The following is a 16,163-nucleotide window of genomic DNA, read 5'->3' as shown; positions in this document are numbered from 1 at the left end:
TAGAAGAACTTTAGTTGCAGCTAAAGTCTGGGTCTCACCTTACCCGATTGGAGTACTTATTATCCATACAAACTGTTCAAGAGGGATTCCCAACGCTTGGCGGTTTAATGCTAAATTTGGTAAAAGTGTTTACGGTGCAAATGTTTAGGTTGGGTGGTTAGCGTTGCTCACCCCTTAACAGGGCGTTAGCTATCAAAGAGGTACAATGAAAATTCTCAGCTGTTTGATAATGTTAGTCATAATATCGTATACGACTAAAGCTGGTCAGCTCTCGTTGCCGGAATGTGAAGTAAAAAATCCATTGAAAACAGAGCTACATTTCTACGTAAATAAACAAGTTCTTGACGAGTATTCTAGGGAATTTGTGGGAGCAAAAATTAACTCATGGGTTGCTTATTCCAATTTAACCTTGGAAAATTCTTGTATTCCTATAGTAAGAGAAGCAACACACATAGAGTATGTTACAGCTATGAACTCTACTTGGTTTCAGGACGTCAATGTAGCAGAAGCATTACTGAAGTTAAATTTAAAACGAGAGCTGCCCGAAGTAAATGAACGAGGTGAGCCAATATTTACTGCAATTGTGTTTTCTAATTGGTTGGAAAGTCATGAATCAAACTGGTGTGGGTACAGTTCAAACTCATCGTTTACCTATACAATTGCATTGAATTGTCCAGATCATGTTATGGAGCATGAAATTGGGCATTTGAGTGGTGCTTCACATGATATAAGAACGTTAAAAGACGCTGATGAAAATTTTGATTTGGAAGAGTACTTTAGAAGTTACTATCCACCTAAAAAGAGTTATGCACTTGGTTTTGTTTGTTCACAGCGTGGAACAGTTATGTCTTATGAGGAAAATGTAATATCTGCTTATTCGAATCCAGAAATTGAGTTTAATGGGGTGGCGTGTGGACGGGTGGAATCTGCGAATAATAGTCAGGTATTAAGAGAGTTTGCTAAAAAGTACGCAAAAGAATAGCTAACAAAGCGTTTAAGACGGATTCACAACGCTTGGCGATTTCAGTTCAAGTCAGGTTAAGTGTTTAAGGTACAATGGCTTAGGTTTGGTGGTTTGCGTTGTTCACCACTTAACGCGGCGTTATGTGAATTATTGGGATCCTATGTAAGTGATTGAAATATGATTTCTGAAGACAACTGGCAAGATCACTATTGGAACTATTTGGCTCGCCTCGAAGTCGGTGCAATAGACCGAAGTTTTGAAGACTTAAAGCCTTGGGATTCTTTAGCTGAAGATTGTATGAACTTGGCTATTAAAGCTCCATTTCTCAAAGGTAAAAACTCAGGTTCAAAATCTATCAAACTTTCTGCTGCATTTTTGAAGCGTACCATGAGTGATTTTAGAGGTGCGTGGTTATTGATTAATTGGGGTTATCCTTACCAAGCAGCATGTGTCGCTGCTTCGCTTTATGAAAATGCACTTGTTGTTAATTGCCTTGTTGAGCGTCAAGACTTGGCTGATGAAGTTCTACTTAACAAGAATGGTGATGTTCCTTGGGGTGCTCGAAAACTTTGCAAAATGGCAGCATACAAAGATTTATACGGGAACATTCCGGATGAATTCCCAAATGATGATGAATTTAATACGGCTTGGAAATTGTGTTATCACAACTACAAGCTATTGTGCAAAATGAAGCACCCTACGTTACAACAGGTAGCAGATGAGACAAGGTCTGCCTTGAATCATAAAGGTGAGTTTGCAGTTATCCCCTTACCGGATACTCGTAACGAAAGCCTCGCTTTGAAGCATATGTTGATGATTATCTGTATTTCCAAGCTGTTCTCTGCCACCAAATGTTTTGCAAAGGCTGTCGATTGTGCTTCTGATGATCCTGAACATGAGCAATTTTACAGTGAAGCACTAAAAGTGTACTCAAATTTAAAAAGATGTATCGGTGAAAGTAAAATTAAGGATATTTCGATCAAAGCATATGGGTTTAAATTCACATAACTGTTTAAGAGTGATTCGCAACGCGTGGCATTTTTACTATGCGTTGCGTTCAGTGTTTAAGGTGGTATGCGGTGACTTCGGTATTGCGTTGCTCACACCTTAACAGGGCGTTAGCAGTACAAGTTAGTGTAATAAGTAAAATAGTAATAAAGGAAAAAAAATGGCTTACAGATATGATAGTGACTTAGAGTTCTTAGGAGCAATTAAATCAGAAGACCTTAGTGACTTAGTTTATTGTTTAACTCATGATAAAGATGGTGAGGAGCGTTTTACTGAAGAACTAACTCAGCACGCTAAATATAAAAGACACTATCCAGATCATTCGATGTACTGGGAAGAAATAGCTGCAGAAATACAATGCTTCGGTGCCAACACTTTTGTGACTTTGTTACGTGGTGGTAAAGGCGTCGAGTATAAGGAAGTGTTGACTGATGTCTGCGATAAGATGAAAGTAAATTACAATAAAAACTCTAGTGTCGAAAAGATTGAGCAAAATTTGTTAATGAAAATTCTCGAGGAGGCTATTGAAAAAATGTCTCCGGAAGAGCTCAAAGAATTGGCATTGAGTACGGGTGTAAAAAATACTTCAGGCATAACGAAAGAAGCAATGGTTGGTGTTTTTCAGGCGGTATTTCGTGCCGGAGGTTTCAAGTCATATCAGCTAACACTAATTATCGTAAATGCCGTGGCCAAAGCATTAATTGGTCGTGGTTTGACGTTCGCGGGTAATGCAGCGCTTACTAGAACAATGGCGGTTTTGACTGGACCAATTGGTTGGGCTATTACTGGTCTATGGACTGCTGTTGATGTTGCTGGTGCTGCATACCGTGTAACAATCCCTGCTGTAATCCAAGTATCCGTTTTGAGGCAGAAACATATCTATGAAAAACAAGCTGAAGAAGTCGAGTTCTCGTAAGATATACTGCTAACAAAGCATTTAAGAGTGATTCCCAACGCTTGGCATTTTCGGTGTCATCGTTGGGTTTTGTGTTTACGGTGGTATGGTTTAGTTGTGTGGCAGCGTTGCTCACACCTTAATGCGGCGTTATATTTTTAGGAGGATAAGAATGAAAAAAATACCATTATTAATTGGAGTACTTCTTTTGGTAGGTTGCGAAGAAAAACCTCAACTTGACGAAGTAGTTCAAAAAGTAAAAGACGAAACTACACTGACCGAGGCAGAGCAATGTGTAGTGGATTTCACAGTCTCTAGTGCTGTGGATAATAAAAATTTAATGACATATGCCGCCACTTTAGATGTTATCTCCAGATGGAAAATTTCCGAGCTTACAGAGCACGTTAATTATTGTCGTCCGATGCTAGCCGGTGCAAAAAACAGTGACTTGTTAGATAAAATGACAGGTCCATGCAGTGAGAAGCTTAAGGCTTTATCACAGAAGGAGGTGGAAGATTTATTTAGCCATTTAGTTAAACTACAAGGCGCAGCATCAAATTTCTCAGGTAGTGTCTTTGAGTTGGCTTTGGGCTCATGTGTCAAATAAAAATATAACAATCTGTTTAAGAGTGATTCGCAACGCATGGCATTTTTACTATGCGTTGCTTTTAGTGTTTAAGGTGGTATGCGGTAGTATCGGTATTGCGTTGCTCACATATATGGTCTCCCCCAGTTTTGCAAGTCAGCAGTATGATTAAAAGCGCAGGTTAACTACCATATATACGGCCTGTTTTAGCGGCTATCGCCTTGGCCAAGATGAGGCAGTCGAACACGAAGTCCTAATCACCTTATCGACTTTAAAAGCCAGCGTGAGCAGAAGGTTTTCAACGTGTAGGATTTATCCTGTTATTCATCTCACTACGTACTTTGCAAAGGGTGGTGTCGTTGCTTTATGTTGGTTGATACTCTTCATTTTTTGTTGTGACGGCCCAAGCTATTCGCATAAGCTTGTTTGCGAGCGCTACTGCAGCGCGATTGGCACCTCGTCGCTCTTGGAGATCTAACATCCATTTGCTCAGTTTGTCGGACTTGAATTTGGCTCGTCTTAAAGCGGCTCTAGCACCATGAACCAGTAAAGATCGAATGTAAGTATTACCTCGTTTAGTTATCCCGAGAAGAATGACCTTTCCACCCGTCGTATCTTGTTTCGGTACCAACCCCATAGCAGCAGATGCATCTCGCCCAGTCTTAAACTGCTGCCCTGAGCCAAGCCATACGGCAACAGCTTGGCTAGTAAGTGGTCCAAAGCCAGGGATGGACATCAGCCGCTTGGCATTATCAAATTGTTTAACGGTTTGGTTGAGTTTATCTTCAAACCATTGGATCTGTTCATCGATATATAAATAGCGTTCGTACTGACGAGATAGAAGCTCACGTAATATTGGTGAGAGCTGGTTTTCGATGTCTTCCAGTATTTCGGGAATAGCTTGCCTAAAAGACGCTTTACCTTGCGGGGTTATGATGCCGTACTCGGCAATTAGCCCTCGAACCTGATTAATCAGGCGGGTTCTCTCGGTGACACATAGCCTGCGCATTCGAATCAATGATTGAATATCTTGCTGTTCGATGGACTTATGTTGGACAGGGTAGGTCCGTTGATAGAGTGCGAGTTCAGCAATCGCTTCAGCATCGTTGTAGTCGTTCTTTTGTTTGCGGCGCTGATTTTTGACATGCTGAGGTGGGTACAAAATAACTTCATGACCTAACTTTTCGAGTTCGCGAGCCCAGTAATGTGCACCAGAGCAAGCCTCCATCGCGATGATGCATGGACTTTGTTTTGCGATATAGTTAAGTAGTTTACTTCGTTGAAGTTTCTTACGATTGAGGTTCTTTCCTTTATGATGGATTTCAACAAGGAAGAAAATATTTTTTGCTAAGTCGATGCCGATGATTTTATGCTGAGTCATGGTCTTCTCCTTTTGCTTCAGGACCTGAACACTCCAAGCATGGCTTATGACCATGTGAAGTGGTAGGGGGAGACCATCTCATCACCTTAACTGGGCGTTAGCTGCACAAGGAGAATCGAAAATGATCGTAGATTGGATAGTTTATGGCCTGATAATTTGGGGACTGGCAACGATACTGAATAAAACAGCATTTAAGAATGCGCCCGCCTCACGTGGCATTGCTTGGGGACTGACGATACTGTTGTTTTTCGTCAATGTTGTTGCTTTGTCTGCTGCCAAATTCATTAGATACCAAGTAATTTCAGAAGATATAGGTATAACAATCACGCTAAGCAACCCGCTTGATATGGGTGGCGCATTCGTTTTTGCGTACCTGTTTTTCTCTTTTCTGAATAAGAAGGAAAAAGAAAAACCAGAGCAATAAATATAAGGAAATAACCATGAATAACGCAGTTCGCCTAATTTTAATGCTATTGCTTGTAATCGTATCGACCCCCTATGCATATGCGGAAATCAAGCTCACCAATGCATTGGCTAAAGATATCGGTCAAGCTTATGGTTTCTACTTGGGGCAAAACTATTCCTTGAACGAAATTTCCAAGAAATACCCCTCAATGTCAGGAATGGCTCTAATAGCGGAGAAGGAGTTTTCAGCAACCTTCAAATCGTCTATTGAAGGCATGGATGCGTTAATGACGAAATACGCCAAAAGCGAATGGAGTAAAATCAAAAAACAACTCACCACTCAAATTGCGAGCTCTATCAACATTGAGCAAATATCAGAAACACAAGCTCGTCAATTTGTTGAGTTAGTCCGAGAAAGAGCAAAAGGAAATATAGAATCTCCAGTTATTGAGACATTGCTACTTTTTAAGTCTGGTTATGAAAATAACCCAGAGCGAGAGTTTCTTGATGGTTACAAATACAAGTACTCAACAAATGGTGTTGGAAAAGCAAAGGGCGTAGCATTTTCTATTGAATCACCTAAAACATGGGTTGCGAAAGAAGGCAATCGGCCAAATATCGTACAAAAATTTGTTAGTGAGAGCGGCAGAGGACTTGAGATGCTGCTCATCCTAATCAAAGAAGTACCATTGCAGGCCGGTGAGAAAATCACAGAAAAAGATGTGTTGGAAATATTAAACCCTAAAGATATTCAAGATTTCATACCTGATGGTGGAGTTTATATTAACAGCGGAAAATTAACACTAGAGAACTTGCCTGGTTTTTGGGTGCATTTCAAATTGAACATGTCGAGGGTAAGAAACACAGTCGGCATGGAGACAATCATGTACACCATCTTCTACAAAAACAAAATGATCCAAATTCAAGGCCAAGTAATGACATCAATTAATGGAGAGCCTGCGGAGCGTGGTGGGTTAAAAAAATACGAAAAGCTGTTTGATCTTATGGCAAATAGCTTTGTTATTTCCAACATGTATAAATAGCAGCTAACAATTGCATGCACTCGGACAGCAAAAAGCGCCGCACCTCGTTCCTCGTCGCTCTGCTTTCTGCTGCCGGTGATGCGGGGCGTTATACCTCAGGGAGGATTCTATGAAATTGATAGTTAGTACTGTAGCAATGTTGATGGTTTCTACAGGGGTTGCTAATGCAAGTGAGCCTGTAAAAGTCAATCTTTATGCTGAGAGTGATGGGTTCTGTGCATTACGAGCGGATAAAGATATTTTCCAAGACTCAGTAAAGCGTCAAGATGGATTATATGAAGTAAAAAAGGACAGAATCGGCGTATTACAACGTTATGATAACCAAGAAGAGTTGTCTTTAACTTGCCAGTACTTCATTGAGCCAGAGGCTCTAAAAAAACAACTATCATTTTGCGCTTTAGGAAGTACTTCGATCAATAGCTGCTCTGTGTCGGTAAATCAAAAAACGTATTGGTTTGATGGCAGAGATTACAGCAAGCATGCCAAATATCGCTCAATAACGTGTAGTTTTTCATGTCAAGTCGACTAAAGGTATAACGCGTGGCATTAGAAATTAGGTAGTCATTATTCCTACTATGGTAAATCCGTAAGTTAGCTATCAAAAATCAGGCTTCCTGTTACCTAGAAAGCGTTAGCAACGGTTTTAATAAGAAATCTATACCTAAATGGCCCAAAATCGTTTTGAAAGTTTGTGACACTTTGAACTTGATTTACAGGGCAAAAGTCAGCGAGTGCGCTTGAAACAAGAACAGCACAATGATGCCCATTTTTCGTACTTTGTGAATCGTGGATGTCAGATTAGTTATACTTGGTCAAAATTCAACCAGTAACAATCCTGTTCTTTTTGACGAAACAAACTTTGGGGCAAAAATAAGCCAGCGTTAAATGCGCTGGCTATGTGATTGTAGTTGTTGTGATCAAACTTTATTGTTTTTTCCTCGACTATTTAGCGTCAATATAAAACAAAATTAGTATAAAACCAATCAAGCGTTAGTCTTCACATCGTTCTGGATAGCGTTAAAGTGACCCATTTTCGTTCAGGCTATATTGTCTTCCGATAGTTATGGCTGTCTTTCACGTACTTGCCAATGGCTCATATAATCTCTTCGGCATCGCCTTAGCTCTGAAGTATGGTGATTTACCTACAAAACTGAAAAAGCGTTTAATCCGAAAATGACCCGCGCGCATACGTAAGCCATAATTTTTATTTTATAGGTATGGTTATATATAAAGGTGTATTAAATCAATACACGGTACATATATTTAACAACTTCCATAAAAAAGCCCCAAACCTATATGGGACGGGGCTTCTAGTTAAACTGACTTTTTCCTTCCGTGTATCAAATCAATACCGTTGGAGATCTACCGTGTATTAAATCAATACCGTAAATAGGACTACCGTGTATTAAATCAATACGCCTGATTTTTTAGCGAGCTAAGATTTTAACCTGTTTACTCATATCTTCTAGCCACAATTGAAAACTACCATTGAACGGAAAACCGCGCTCAAGAGACTTATCAATCCTTTCGTCTATTGGCTGCCAGTTCAAAGCAAACAGATTACAAATTCGCCTACCTTTAGCTACCCCACCGTTGCGAGTCTGCGTGATAAGCCCAGCTTGAACTAATATGTTTATTGCCTTTGTATTTGAATTTGTAGAGGGGTAGCCTCTATCCTTTAAATCTGCTCTAGTCAGACTCAAATAGCCGTTGTTTTTCCCGTTGTACTGTGCGGCAAGTTCATACAACAAACACTTAGCCAAGGGTGGTAATGTCACATAGGCGCTAGACTCCATAACAAACACAGGAATGCCAGCAAACCGCCCCCTGTTTTTGCGATCTTTAGCCATTTCGCATTCCCTGATTTTTAATGCCCTTAATATCAATAATGTAGCGAGGTTCCGACAAAGGGAGCTTAACCACGGTTACAAGATTTCTATCCTCAAGAACTTTGATTGCCGCCTCTATCTCGGTTGCAGGCATGCACGTCTGACGCGCCAACTCTTCAATCGTCAATGACACAGAGTATTCATGATTAATTAGAGCGTTCAGTTTCAATGCTGTATTTGTCATCAAATGTGCTCCTATCGCTGGTGTAGGAGCGTTGGCTGTTGTTCAGGTTTCTCTAGAGACTTTTGAGCAACATTCAACATGAAAGTAAGGATGTTAAGTAGATCATTGTGTTTAAATTTCGCGCCAGAGCTTATGTTCTCTGAAACAATATTCGCAAGGCCAGCTATTTTTTGGGCGCAAGGACAGTCAATATCTACTAAGGATTCGTACAGGCTTTTTAAAGCCCAACACAGATCATCTTGTACACTTTCCCGTTGAAGACACAGAGCATCGTAGGCGCACTCGATAACGCTACAAGCCATTTCCAGAGCCAGTACCTGATTATCCTTTTCTTGTGGACTCATGCAGCCACCTCCTGAGCATTTGAGGGAGTACGAGACACAAACACCAGCGGCAAGCCTAAAAGGGCGTGACGGGCTTCCTGTTCGCTTTTAGCGTGGGTTGAAATAGTACGGATGCGCTTAAAGTCAGATAGCGCACGAACGCCACCAGCGACAATAAATGTGTAGATCATTGCTGAGGTTACAGCTTGGGTAGGGGTAGTAGTCATAATGACAGCCTCCGAGTATGGTTTGATATAACCACCACAAGCAGAGACCAATCGGCTGGTGGTGGACTGATCAAGGTTGGTCTTACCGCATACTCGGAAACGGCGCGCCGAAGCGCCCTCAACCAGCCCACCATAATTTAGATGCAACTTCCCTAAGGAATTACAAAAATGTGTGCAGATTGTACGCATAAAAAAACCAGCACTAATAGTGAGCTGGCGTCTATGCGCCGAGTAATATTGCGGGAGACCAATCCCGACTAAAGATTTTGCTTTAGTGCGAACGAATATACCGCTATGGTTTTCTTTAGGCAAGCCGAACCCCTGCGAATTTACCGCATACACTGTAGTTTTCATTCTATTTAGTCCTAAAGCTGGTGGGCGTGTGCTGGTGGCTTTTGTGCTGGTGCTGGCAACAGTTCATCTTTAATGAGCTGCTTAGTTAGCCATAACTCACCCTTGCCAGTAATTAGAGTTGTGTGGCCTCGATGTCTACCTGATGAGCTTTGGTATGCTTTACGGCTAACAGTGAAGTACTTAGCATCGAGATAGCGCTGATAAGGTACATTATGAGTATCACTGTGCTCTCTAACGTTGTCTGTTTGGAGGATTTTAGCCTTTCGCAAATAGGCAAATAACTTGTTTCTGCCGATACCTACAACCTTTGCAAACTCCTCTAGCTTCTTCCCGTCCTTAGACGAACTCACAGCCTTAGCAAACTCAACATCATGCTTAGTCTCTTCAATATAGGCTTGCTGGTGGTCTAACATTCGGCTTTGCTCTAGCATCATCTCGATAGCCTCCGTTCTGGTGCGTGGCATTCGGGGCTGTGATGCTCTTTCTAGCTCATCTAACCTTTGAATAATCGCGTGACGTAGCTTGATGCTGTAACCAGAAACCAAAGTTAAGGTTAGGTCTTTATCTAGCCTATATTCGGTTTGCTCTCGGTTCTGAGCATCAAAATAGATGTGAGCAAAATTGCGTACATCTTTTTCAAGCTCATCAAGCATTACCCTAACATCTCTCATTACATCAGCATGACGCTTACTAGTTAGTGCTGCTACCTCTCTACTGCTCATAGCTATAGGTTCACCAGCATTGGCTATCGGGTGGATAGTGCTATACTCGTTATCGGAAACTGAAACGGATTGCGCCCCTTGCTGGGCGTTTTCTTTTTTCATAGCCCCGCTTCCTGTTCTTTACGACATTCAATAACGTAATCCACCAGCACATTAACAAACCCAATGCTTGTTTGTTTATCTTCGTGAAAGCACATATCAATGACCTCACCCTTTTCCAGTTCCAGCCCTGAATAAAGGAAAGATTCAGCCATAGACCGCCCCCATCCAGCCCCAGACCTTGCACCTCGAACCATCGGGTATACTGTCGAGTCTTCGAACACATAGAGAAGTGCATCACCCTCTAAGGCATAATCTAGTGCGCTTTGCTCACTGAGGAATGATTTAGCCGGTCTTGTATGCCCACCAGCGCTAGGTGTTGGATTGACGAGGATTAGTACTCGCTTGCTCCCGTTCTCGTTGATATCCATTAGCTGACCACCTCGTTGCGCTGAGTAAGTTTCTGTTCAATCCATTGGTTAACTTCTGATTCAAGCCAAGCAACAGCACGTAAGCCCAAGCTAACCGTCTGCGGAAACTCGCCATCATTCATCAAGCGGTATACGTGAGCCTTGGATAATCCGGTTCTATTCAGTACTTCGGATAGTCGGATAAATCGGACTTGGTTTTTAGTTGGGTGGTCATTGTGGTGATGTGACATGGTTAGCCCCTTTTATTTCTTCTTGATTCTTTGTGAACTTCGGGGCTATTAAATAAAATTTATAATGGTAGCGGTTGAAAATAAGGAGTTTTTTTCTTATTTTCAATGAAAATAAGGTCATGCTTTAGAGCTAGCGTTAATCCACCTTCCTACTGATTCTTTCGTTATATTTTCGTTGAATTTGATGGCGTCACTCGAAAACTGCGTGTTTATCTTTTCCCATGCTGCAAAAGGTTCTTTTAGGACTTCTTTACCTAACTTCGGATGAGAGAGGATCAATGCGACAATAAGATCGCTTTGTTTTGGTGTGGTGCGAACGGCACCAGCTTGGTTTGCTGCTAGTTGTTTTGTATGTTCCTTGGATAATTTCTTATCGTTGTAAATGTTGCTAATTGGTTGATGCTTTTCTATGGCTCCCTCAATAGCTAGCAAGTCATCCCTTAAAAGAAGTAAATCGCTTCTTGTTATCTGGTCATCAAATACTGTATAGGTACAAAGATTTGATACAAAGACCTCTCCTTTTACATCTACCGGAGAGAAACGGACTAAGCTCGATAAACCAACAGCCCGTTGCCCAGGCTCTCTACAAGACAAAATGTCCTTAATTATCACGAGGTTTATTATCTTCCAGAGACCCGACAACAAATATTCACCGTCACCGATACTTCTTATCTTGCTATATCTACATTCATTAGCTTTCTCTAGTGTATTAGCGTCTGGGACAGCAACGTGACCATTCGCGTCTATAGTTGTGATGTTTTCACTATCCACCCGTCTATTTAGCTGAACTACAGGATGAACAGCACCTATTTCAATGTAGTGATCTATCATCCACAACGGAGCACTGAGAAGTTCGGCGGCTTGCTCAAGCGTACAATACTCTATGTAAGGTAGTTTGGTTTCTAGGGCTAAGGGTTGAGGCTTCTTCGCCATAACTCACACTCTCTCAATGTGACTCTAAAAGGGGGCGCTGGTAGCCGTTAGAGTGACGACGTTCGGGAGCTACCCTAGCCAGCGCATTATCTGAATTCTTGTTTACACTGCCTTTAGTGCGCGCGTACCAGTGAGGCTCAAGTTCCCATAACTAGCCTGTTCTATGTGTTCGCTCCACCAGCTCATAATCGGCTTTCTTCGCTCGAAGTAGTCACTGTGGTTATAAGCGGCTGATACTGAGTTTTTCTCCCTGTGGGCTAGGCATGCCTCAATGACGATATGTTCAAAGCCGTTATCGTGTAGTGTGGTTGAGGCTAGGCCGCGCAATCCGTGAGCCGTTTGTTTGCCTTGGTAACCCATACTCTTTAACGCATTGTTGGCCGTTTGCTCATTGGCTGACTTGTGGTGATTGCGATCGGCTGGAAAGACAAACGGGCTATTACTGCTGATAGGGCGCATTTCTTCCAAAATACTGATCATCTGGTCAGTGATAGGTATGCGGTGTTCTCTGCGCAAATCCATTCTTCCTTTCATGCGCTCTTTGGGTATCAACCACGTTCGGCTATCTAGATCTATTTCATCCCACCGTGTTCCGGCTGCCTCATTAGGGCGCGTCATGGTGTGAAGCTGCCATGTAATTAAAAGCTTTGTTACCTTTCTAGCGTTAGCCTTGGCTATGTCTGCTAGTAGTTCTGGCAACTGCTCGGGTCTAATGTGGGGATTGTTCGTTTTGACTGGTTTGTCGAATGCTGCTTTGATGCCTGTTAGTGGGTTAGAGTGAACAAGGCCAGTATTAACGGCAAAATCCATAATTTCATTTAGGCGTTGATTGACTCGCTTTAAGGTGTCGAGTTTTTGGCTTGCTTCAAGTGGCTTGAGCGCGGCTATTGCTTTAGGTGCGGTAATACTACTAATCGGGAATTGCCCTAGCGTGGGGAATGCGTGTAATTCGAGAGAACGCCAAATATCCTCACCGTGTGCTTGAGTGACACCTTTCTTTTTCTTCTCAAACCATTGCGCGGCTACGTTGGCTAGGGTGTTCGTTTCTTCTTCTAGCTTGGCCGCTTGAACTTCTTCTCGATAGGTCTTTGGATCAATGCCTTGAGCAAGTAGGGCGCGCGCTTCTTTTCGTAGTTCTCTAGCTTGAGCAAGTGTTACCTCTGGAAAACTACCAAAGCTAATGGTGTTTCTCTTTTTCGTTATAGGACGCGGATAAAAGAAGTTCCACAATTTGGAGCCGTTGGGTTTGATTCGTAGCTGTAAGCCGCCACCGTCTGAAAGGTCATAAACCTTATCTTTGGGTTTGGCTTGCTTTACTTGCGTGTTGGTAAGTGGTTGAACGGTTCTAGCCATATTGACGCCTTTTAGTATTACCAGAGTAGTACTACCGAGAGTGGTAATACTAAGAATAATACTAAAAATCTGAGCTGTAGCAATACCTCTTGAAACCTTGTGTACCTGTAACGCCTTGAAAATACTAGGCTTGGGGCATAAAAAAAGACGTCCTGAGACGTCTTGATTTTTATGATTGGTGGAGCTGGCGGGAGTTGAACCCGCGTCCGAAAACCGTTCATCATTGGTACTACATGCTTAGTCGATCTTTAATTTCGCCACCCACCTGCGAACCGACACGCTAATGAATGACTAGCCTGAATTAAAATTCGCCGTTCATCTCTCAGGCGGGAGAATCCGGGCTAGCGCGTTTGGGTTTGATCCCTCGTTGATCCCCGTCTTACGTGCGGAAGCTAGGGCGAGAGAGCTCTTAGCAGGTTATTAAGCTGCTAGTGCGTAGTTTTCGTCGTTTGCGACTATTTTTTTGCGGTTTGTTAACGAGGCCTACCGCACCTCGGCATGCACCTCAGACTTCTGAATTCCCGTCGAATCCTAAATCAGCCCCAGGTAATATTCGCATAGTAACAGAAAAGCATTGGCTGTCCAGTACTATGCGTTTAAGTGGTCAAGATTAACGCAGCGCGCTCTTCATTACGCGTGCTTTTTCTCTTGCCCAGTCTTTTTCTTTTAGATCCGTACGTTTATCGTGCAGCTTTTTACCTTTTGCTACGCCAATTTTTAGTTTCACCCAAGAGCGAGACCAGTACAGTGAGAGGGCCGTTAATGTCATACCTTCACGGTTTACACGTCCGAATAGGTTATCCAGCTCACGACGACTCATTAGTAGTTTACGCACACGTGTAGGGTTCGCCACAACGTGTGTCGATGCCTGATTTAAAGGAGTGATTGTCATGCCACTCACAAAGGCTTCACCGTCACGCATAAATACGTAACTTTCAGAAATATTGGCTTTACCTTGGCGAAGGGCTTTCACTTCCCAACCTTGGAGCTCCAAGCCAGCTTCGATTTCATCATCGATGAAATACTCGTGGCGAGCTTTTTTATTCAGCGCGATAGTATTGCTACCCGCTTTTTGTTTCGTTTTTTTCTTTGCCATAATAGCGTCATTATACGGGTTGGATATCGGATAGGAAATCCTTTTATTTGCGCAATCGTGGAATAAAAGTAAAATTGGCGAGTAGCTTTAAATCTGTACATGTATCGATAGGAGTATGTATGAAGCAAGTCAGCCGTTCTGCGCTTGTGTCTTTTAGCGCCGAACAGATGTTCAATCTGGTTAATGATGTTGCTAAATACCCTGAATTTCTGCCTGGTTGCTCGGGCTCTAGAATCATTGAGTCTTCGGGGAATGGTATGGTGGCTTCTGTCGATGTGGCGAAGGCTGGAATCAGCAAAACGTTTACGACTTCAAATGAGTTGATCCCCGGTCAGGCAATTATGATGAACTTGGTGGATGGCCCGTTTAAGACGTTGCGTGGTGGTTGGATTTTTACCGCGCTAGATGAACAAGCTTGCAAGGTTGAACTAAAGCTTGAGTTTGAATTCTCAAGTAAAATGATTGAGATGGCCTTCGGTAAGATTTTTAACGAGCTTACTAGTAATATGGTAAATGCATTTACTAAACGCGCAAAACAGGTCTACGAGTGTTATGAGTATTGAGTCAGATATGATTCACGTTGAGGTTGTCTATGCTCTTCCTCATGAACAGCGTGTATTTAACTTAGTGGTAAATAATCACGCAACGGTAGAAGAGATCATTCGACAATCCGGTGTATTGGAGTTGTACCCTGAAATTGATTTGTCCAAGAACAAAGTGGGTGTGTTTAGTCGTAACGTGAAGTTAGATGCGACCGTTCGAGATCGAGATCGAATAGAGATTTATCGTCCGTTACTCGCCGATCCGAAAGAGATTCGCCGTAAACGGGCGGAGCAGGCTAAAGCCGAGGGGAGTGCAGACCCAGTCACCGGTGGCAAGCCTAGTTCTGTACGTAAAAATAAGCAGGATTAATATAAACCCAATAGCTCATGTGAGTTACTCAAAGTTTGACTAACGTGATTTCTATATAATAAAAAACCTCCCAAACGGGAGGTTTTTTTGCAAAAGTCAGTTTACTGAATTTGCTCGTAAAATGCGTCACTTTTTGGAAAGTCACCACTGATGTCTGCGAGTGTGCCTTGGTCATTAAAGTTTACAATCAGATCTTTCTGTACTGGTTCGCCATGGCCAGGAGTATGATGATAGATGTAATACCAAGTGTTTGGATAGCCGTTTTCAATAAGCATTGGCGACCCTAATACGAAGCGAACCTGTGCTTTAGTCATCCCAAACTTTAATTTATCAACCGCACTTTGTTCTACATAGTTGCCTTGGTTGATATCAATACGATAAACCAGTCTTTCCAATACCGAACATCCTGTCAGCAATGTCATTGCTAATGGTACGGCAACTAACCACTTCTTTAATTGCATAATAATTTCTTAGTAACCTTTAAAATACTGCGCTGATAATAAACAAGCTCGACGCAGATGTAAAAAGCTATGCGTCGTATGGTAGACAATCTGACAACGAATTTTGAGTTGAGTTGCATTTATTCACCGATATTAGGCGGTAAATGTCACCACATGACGTATTAGTTAGGTGACGAAGAGCAAATTTCAATCGGAAGTAGGGTGATGGACGCTTTCAGCGGTGAGCAAAGCCTAGTGACTCGTTAGTCGGTTTTGGCGAATTCGCGTAATGCATCACCTGAAAAACGATAATACTCTTTTTCATGAATTAGTGTTGCACCAATTGAGCGGTAAAACTGACCTGCGGTAGGGTTACTACTTTCAGCTGTCCAGTCCAACCTTTGGCATCCACACTTGATCGCCAAAGATGCCAGATACTTCATTAACTTGAGACCAACCCCTTTTCCTCGAACCTTCGAAGATACGAACAGATCTTTTAAGTACATCTGCCCTGAGAGTTTTGGGGCAGGGAACATGACGGTATAAGATGCAAAGCCTACGACGTCATCATTATCGTAAACCGCAATGATATTAACACCAGAATGTTCAGAGAAGACTTGGCTCTTTAGATAATGGACCAGATCGTGTTTTGATGAAGCTTTTTCTTTGAAGTAGTAATGTTCTAACTCAATAAAAATAGGGATGAGATCTAAGCAGTTGGTTTTGTGTATTGCTCTGATATCCATAT

22 protein-coding genes and 1 other RNA gene are annotated in these 16,163 nt (G+C 42.2%); 9 read left to right on the top strand and 14 right to left on the bottom strand.

From position 1 onward, the window contains the following. Positions 1-205: 205 nt before the first annotated feature. The 4 genes from R7F64_RS18800 to R7F64_RS18785 all read left to right on the top strand — a co-directional run bounded on the left by R7F64_RS18800 (position 206) and on the right by R7F64_RS18785 (position 3,474). Positions 206-982 (top strand): hypothetical protein, encoded by a 777-nt coding sequence (locus R7F64_RS18800; protein ID WP_318071977.1) that lies wholly within the window; start codon positions 206-208, stop codon positions 980-982. A gap of 159 nt (positions 983-1,141) precedes the next feature. Beyond that, positions 1,142-1,972, top strand: a complete 831-nt coding sequence (locus tag R7F64_RS18795; RefSeq protein WP_171345179.1) for a hypothetical protein — start codon at positions 1,142-1,144, stop codon at positions 1,970-1,972. 160 nt (positions 1,973-2,132) lie between these two features. Next, complete coding sequence (locus R7F64_RS18790; protein ID WP_006741457.1) at positions 2,133-2,888, top strand: DUF3944 domain-containing protein; 756 nt, start codon at positions 2,133-2,135, stop codon at positions 2,886-2,888. A gap of 151 nt (positions 2,889-3,039) precedes the next feature. Next, complete coding sequence (locus R7F64_RS18785; RefSeq protein ID WP_318071976.1) at positions 3,040-3,474, top strand: hypothetical protein; 435 nt, start codon at positions 3,040-3,042, stop codon at positions 3,472-3,474. A gap of 343 nt (positions 3,475-3,817) precedes the next feature. Here the strand turns inward: R7F64_RS18785 and R7F64_RS18780 are convergent, their stop codons facing one another. After that, positions 3,818-4,834 carry an IS110 family transposase gene (locus tag R7F64_RS18780; protein WP_318071975.1) on the bottom strand — a complete coding sequence of 339 codons (1,017 nt, stop codon included), beginning with the start codon at positions 4,832-4,834 and terminating at the stop codon, positions 3,818-3,820. Positions 4,835-4,955: 121 nt separating this feature from the next. Between R7F64_RS18780 and R7F64_RS18775 the strand changes: the two genes are divergently transcribed. From R7F64_RS18775 to R7F64_RS18765, 3 genes are all read left to right on the top strand, one after another. Continuing rightward, positions 4,956-5,258, top strand: coding sequence for a hypothetical protein (locus R7F64_RS18775; RefSeq protein ID WP_318071974.1), 303 nt, complete (start codon positions 4,956-4,958; stop codon positions 5,256-5,258). A gap of 16 nt (positions 5,259-5,274) precedes the next feature. After that, positions 5,275-6,282, top strand: coding sequence for a hypothetical protein (locus R7F64_RS18770; RefSeq protein WP_258500894.1), 1,008 nt, complete (start codon positions 5,275-5,277; stop codon positions 6,280-6,282). Between the two features lie 109 nt (positions 6,283-6,391). Next, a complete protein-coding gene (locus R7F64_RS18765; RefSeq protein ID WP_203514064.1) occupies positions 6,392-6,811 on the top strand; it encodes a hypothetical protein in 420 nt (139 codons plus the stop codon). 898 nt (positions 6,812-7,709) lie between these two features. Here R7F64_RS18765 and R7F64_RS18760 read toward each other — a convergent pair. The 11 genes from R7F64_RS18760 to smpB all read right to left on the bottom strand — a co-directional run bounded on the left by R7F64_RS18760 (position 7,710) and on the right by smpB (position 14,063). Next, positions 7,710-8,132 (bottom strand): hypothetical protein, encoded by a 423-nt coding sequence (locus tag R7F64_RS18760; RefSeq protein WP_065274220.1) that lies wholly within the window; start codon positions 8,130-8,132, stop codon positions 7,710-7,712. Continuing rightward, on the bottom strand, positions 8,125-8,355 hold the full coding sequence (locus tag R7F64_RS18755) for a hypothetical protein (RefSeq protein WP_065274221.1): 231 nt from the start codon (positions 8,353-8,355) through the stop codon (positions 8,125-8,127). The genes R7F64_RS18760 and R7F64_RS18755 overlap by 8 nt, the downstream gene beginning before the upstream one ends. Before the next feature lie 11 nt (positions 8,356-8,366). Beyond that, a complete protein-coding gene (locus R7F64_RS18750; RefSeq protein ID WP_065274222.1) occupies positions 8,367-8,699 on the bottom strand; it encodes a hypothetical protein in 333 nt (110 codons plus the stop codon). Beyond that, entirely contained in the window at positions 8,696-9,259 is a 564-nt protein-coding gene (locus tag R7F64_RS18745; protein WP_318071973.1) for a hypothetical protein, read from the bottom strand. Before R7F64_RS18745 ends, R7F64_RS18750 begins: the two co-directional genes overlap by 4 nt. Before the next feature lie 11 nt (positions 9,260-9,270). Beyond that, positions 9,271-10,083 carry a phage regulatory protein/antirepressor Ant gene (locus tag R7F64_RS18740; protein WP_082240140.1) on the bottom strand — a complete coding sequence of 271 codons (813 nt, stop codon included), beginning with the start codon at positions 10,081-10,083 and terminating at the stop codon, positions 9,271-9,273. Then, the gene (locus R7F64_RS18735; protein WP_065274224.1) at positions 10,080-10,451 is read right to left on the bottom strand and encodes a hypothetical protein; all 372 of its coding nucleotides are present in this window, start codon (positions 10,449-10,451) and stop codon (positions 10,080-10,082) included. The genes R7F64_RS18740 and R7F64_RS18735 overlap by 4 nt, the downstream gene beginning before the upstream one ends. Continuing rightward, a complete protein-coding gene (locus R7F64_RS18730) occupies positions 10,451-10,681 on the bottom strand; it encodes a helix-turn-helix transcriptional regulator (RefSeq protein WP_065274225.1) in 231 nt (76 codons plus the stop codon). The genes R7F64_RS18735 and R7F64_RS18730 overlap by 1 nt, the downstream gene beginning before the upstream one ends. Positions 10,682-10,798: 117 nt before the next feature. Further along, positions 10,799-11,614, bottom strand: coding sequence for a hypothetical protein (locus tag R7F64_RS18725; RefSeq protein WP_065274226.1), 816 nt, complete (start codon positions 11,612-11,614; stop codon positions 10,799-10,801). Between the two features lie 102 nt (positions 11,615-11,716). Next, complete coding sequence (locus R7F64_RS18720; protein ID WP_065275053.1) at positions 11,717-12,967, bottom strand: integrase domain-containing protein; 1,251 nt, start codon at positions 12,965-12,967, stop codon at positions 11,717-11,719. 176 nt (positions 12,968-13,143) lie between these two features. After that, positions 13,144-13,511: a transfer-messenger RNA gene (gene ssrA, locus R7F64_RS18715) on the bottom strand. A gap of 66 nt (positions 13,512-13,577) precedes the next feature. Continuing rightward, positions 13,578-14,063 (bottom strand): SsrA-binding protein SmpB, encoded by a 486-nt coding sequence (gene smpB / locus R7F64_RS18710; RefSeq protein ID WP_005381642.1) that lies wholly within the window; start codon positions 14,061-14,063, stop codon positions 13,578-13,580. A 119-nt stretch (positions 14,064-14,182) separates the two neighbouring features. Between smpB and R7F64_RS18705 the strand changes: the two genes are divergently transcribed. Both R7F64_RS18705 and R7F64_RS18700 read left to right on the top strand, forming a co-directional pair. Next, positions 14,183-14,626 carry an SRPBCC family protein gene (locus tag R7F64_RS18705; protein ID WP_005381641.1) on the top strand — a complete coding sequence of 148 codons (444 nt, stop codon included), beginning with the start codon at positions 14,183-14,185 and terminating at the stop codon, positions 14,624-14,626. After that, positions 14,616-14,975, top strand: coding sequence for an RnfH family protein (locus R7F64_RS18700; protein WP_005381640.1), 360 nt, complete (start codon positions 14,616-14,618; stop codon positions 14,973-14,975). The genes R7F64_RS18705 and R7F64_RS18700 overlap by 11 nt, the downstream gene beginning before the upstream one ends. A 101-nt stretch (positions 14,976-15,076) precedes the next feature. Here the strand turns inward: R7F64_RS18700 and bamE are convergent, their stop codons facing one another. Together bamE and R7F64_RS18690 are read right to left on the bottom strand one after the other, a co-directional pair. Continuing rightward, entirely contained in the window at positions 15,077-15,436 is a 360-nt protein-coding gene (gene bamE / locus R7F64_RS18695) for an outer membrane protein assembly factor BamE (protein WP_017820585.1), read from the bottom strand. Between the two features lie 242 nt (positions 15,437-15,678). Then, the gene (locus tag R7F64_RS18690; protein ID WP_005381636.1) at positions 15,679-16,161 is read right to left on the bottom strand and encodes a GNAT family N-acetyltransferase; all 483 of its coding nucleotides are present in this window, start codon (positions 16,159-16,161) and stop codon (positions 15,679-15,681) included. Positions 16,162-16,163 lie beyond the last annotated feature (2 nt).

Source organism: Vibrio sp. Vb1980, from assembly GCF_033338615.1.
Taxonomy (GTDB): Bacteria; Pseudomonadota; Gammaproteobacteria; order Enterobacterales; family Vibrionaceae; genus Vibrio; species Vibrio alginolyticus.
Note: the sequence above shows the minus strand (reverse complement) of the source record. Positions and strands in the feature narration are given on the sequence as shown.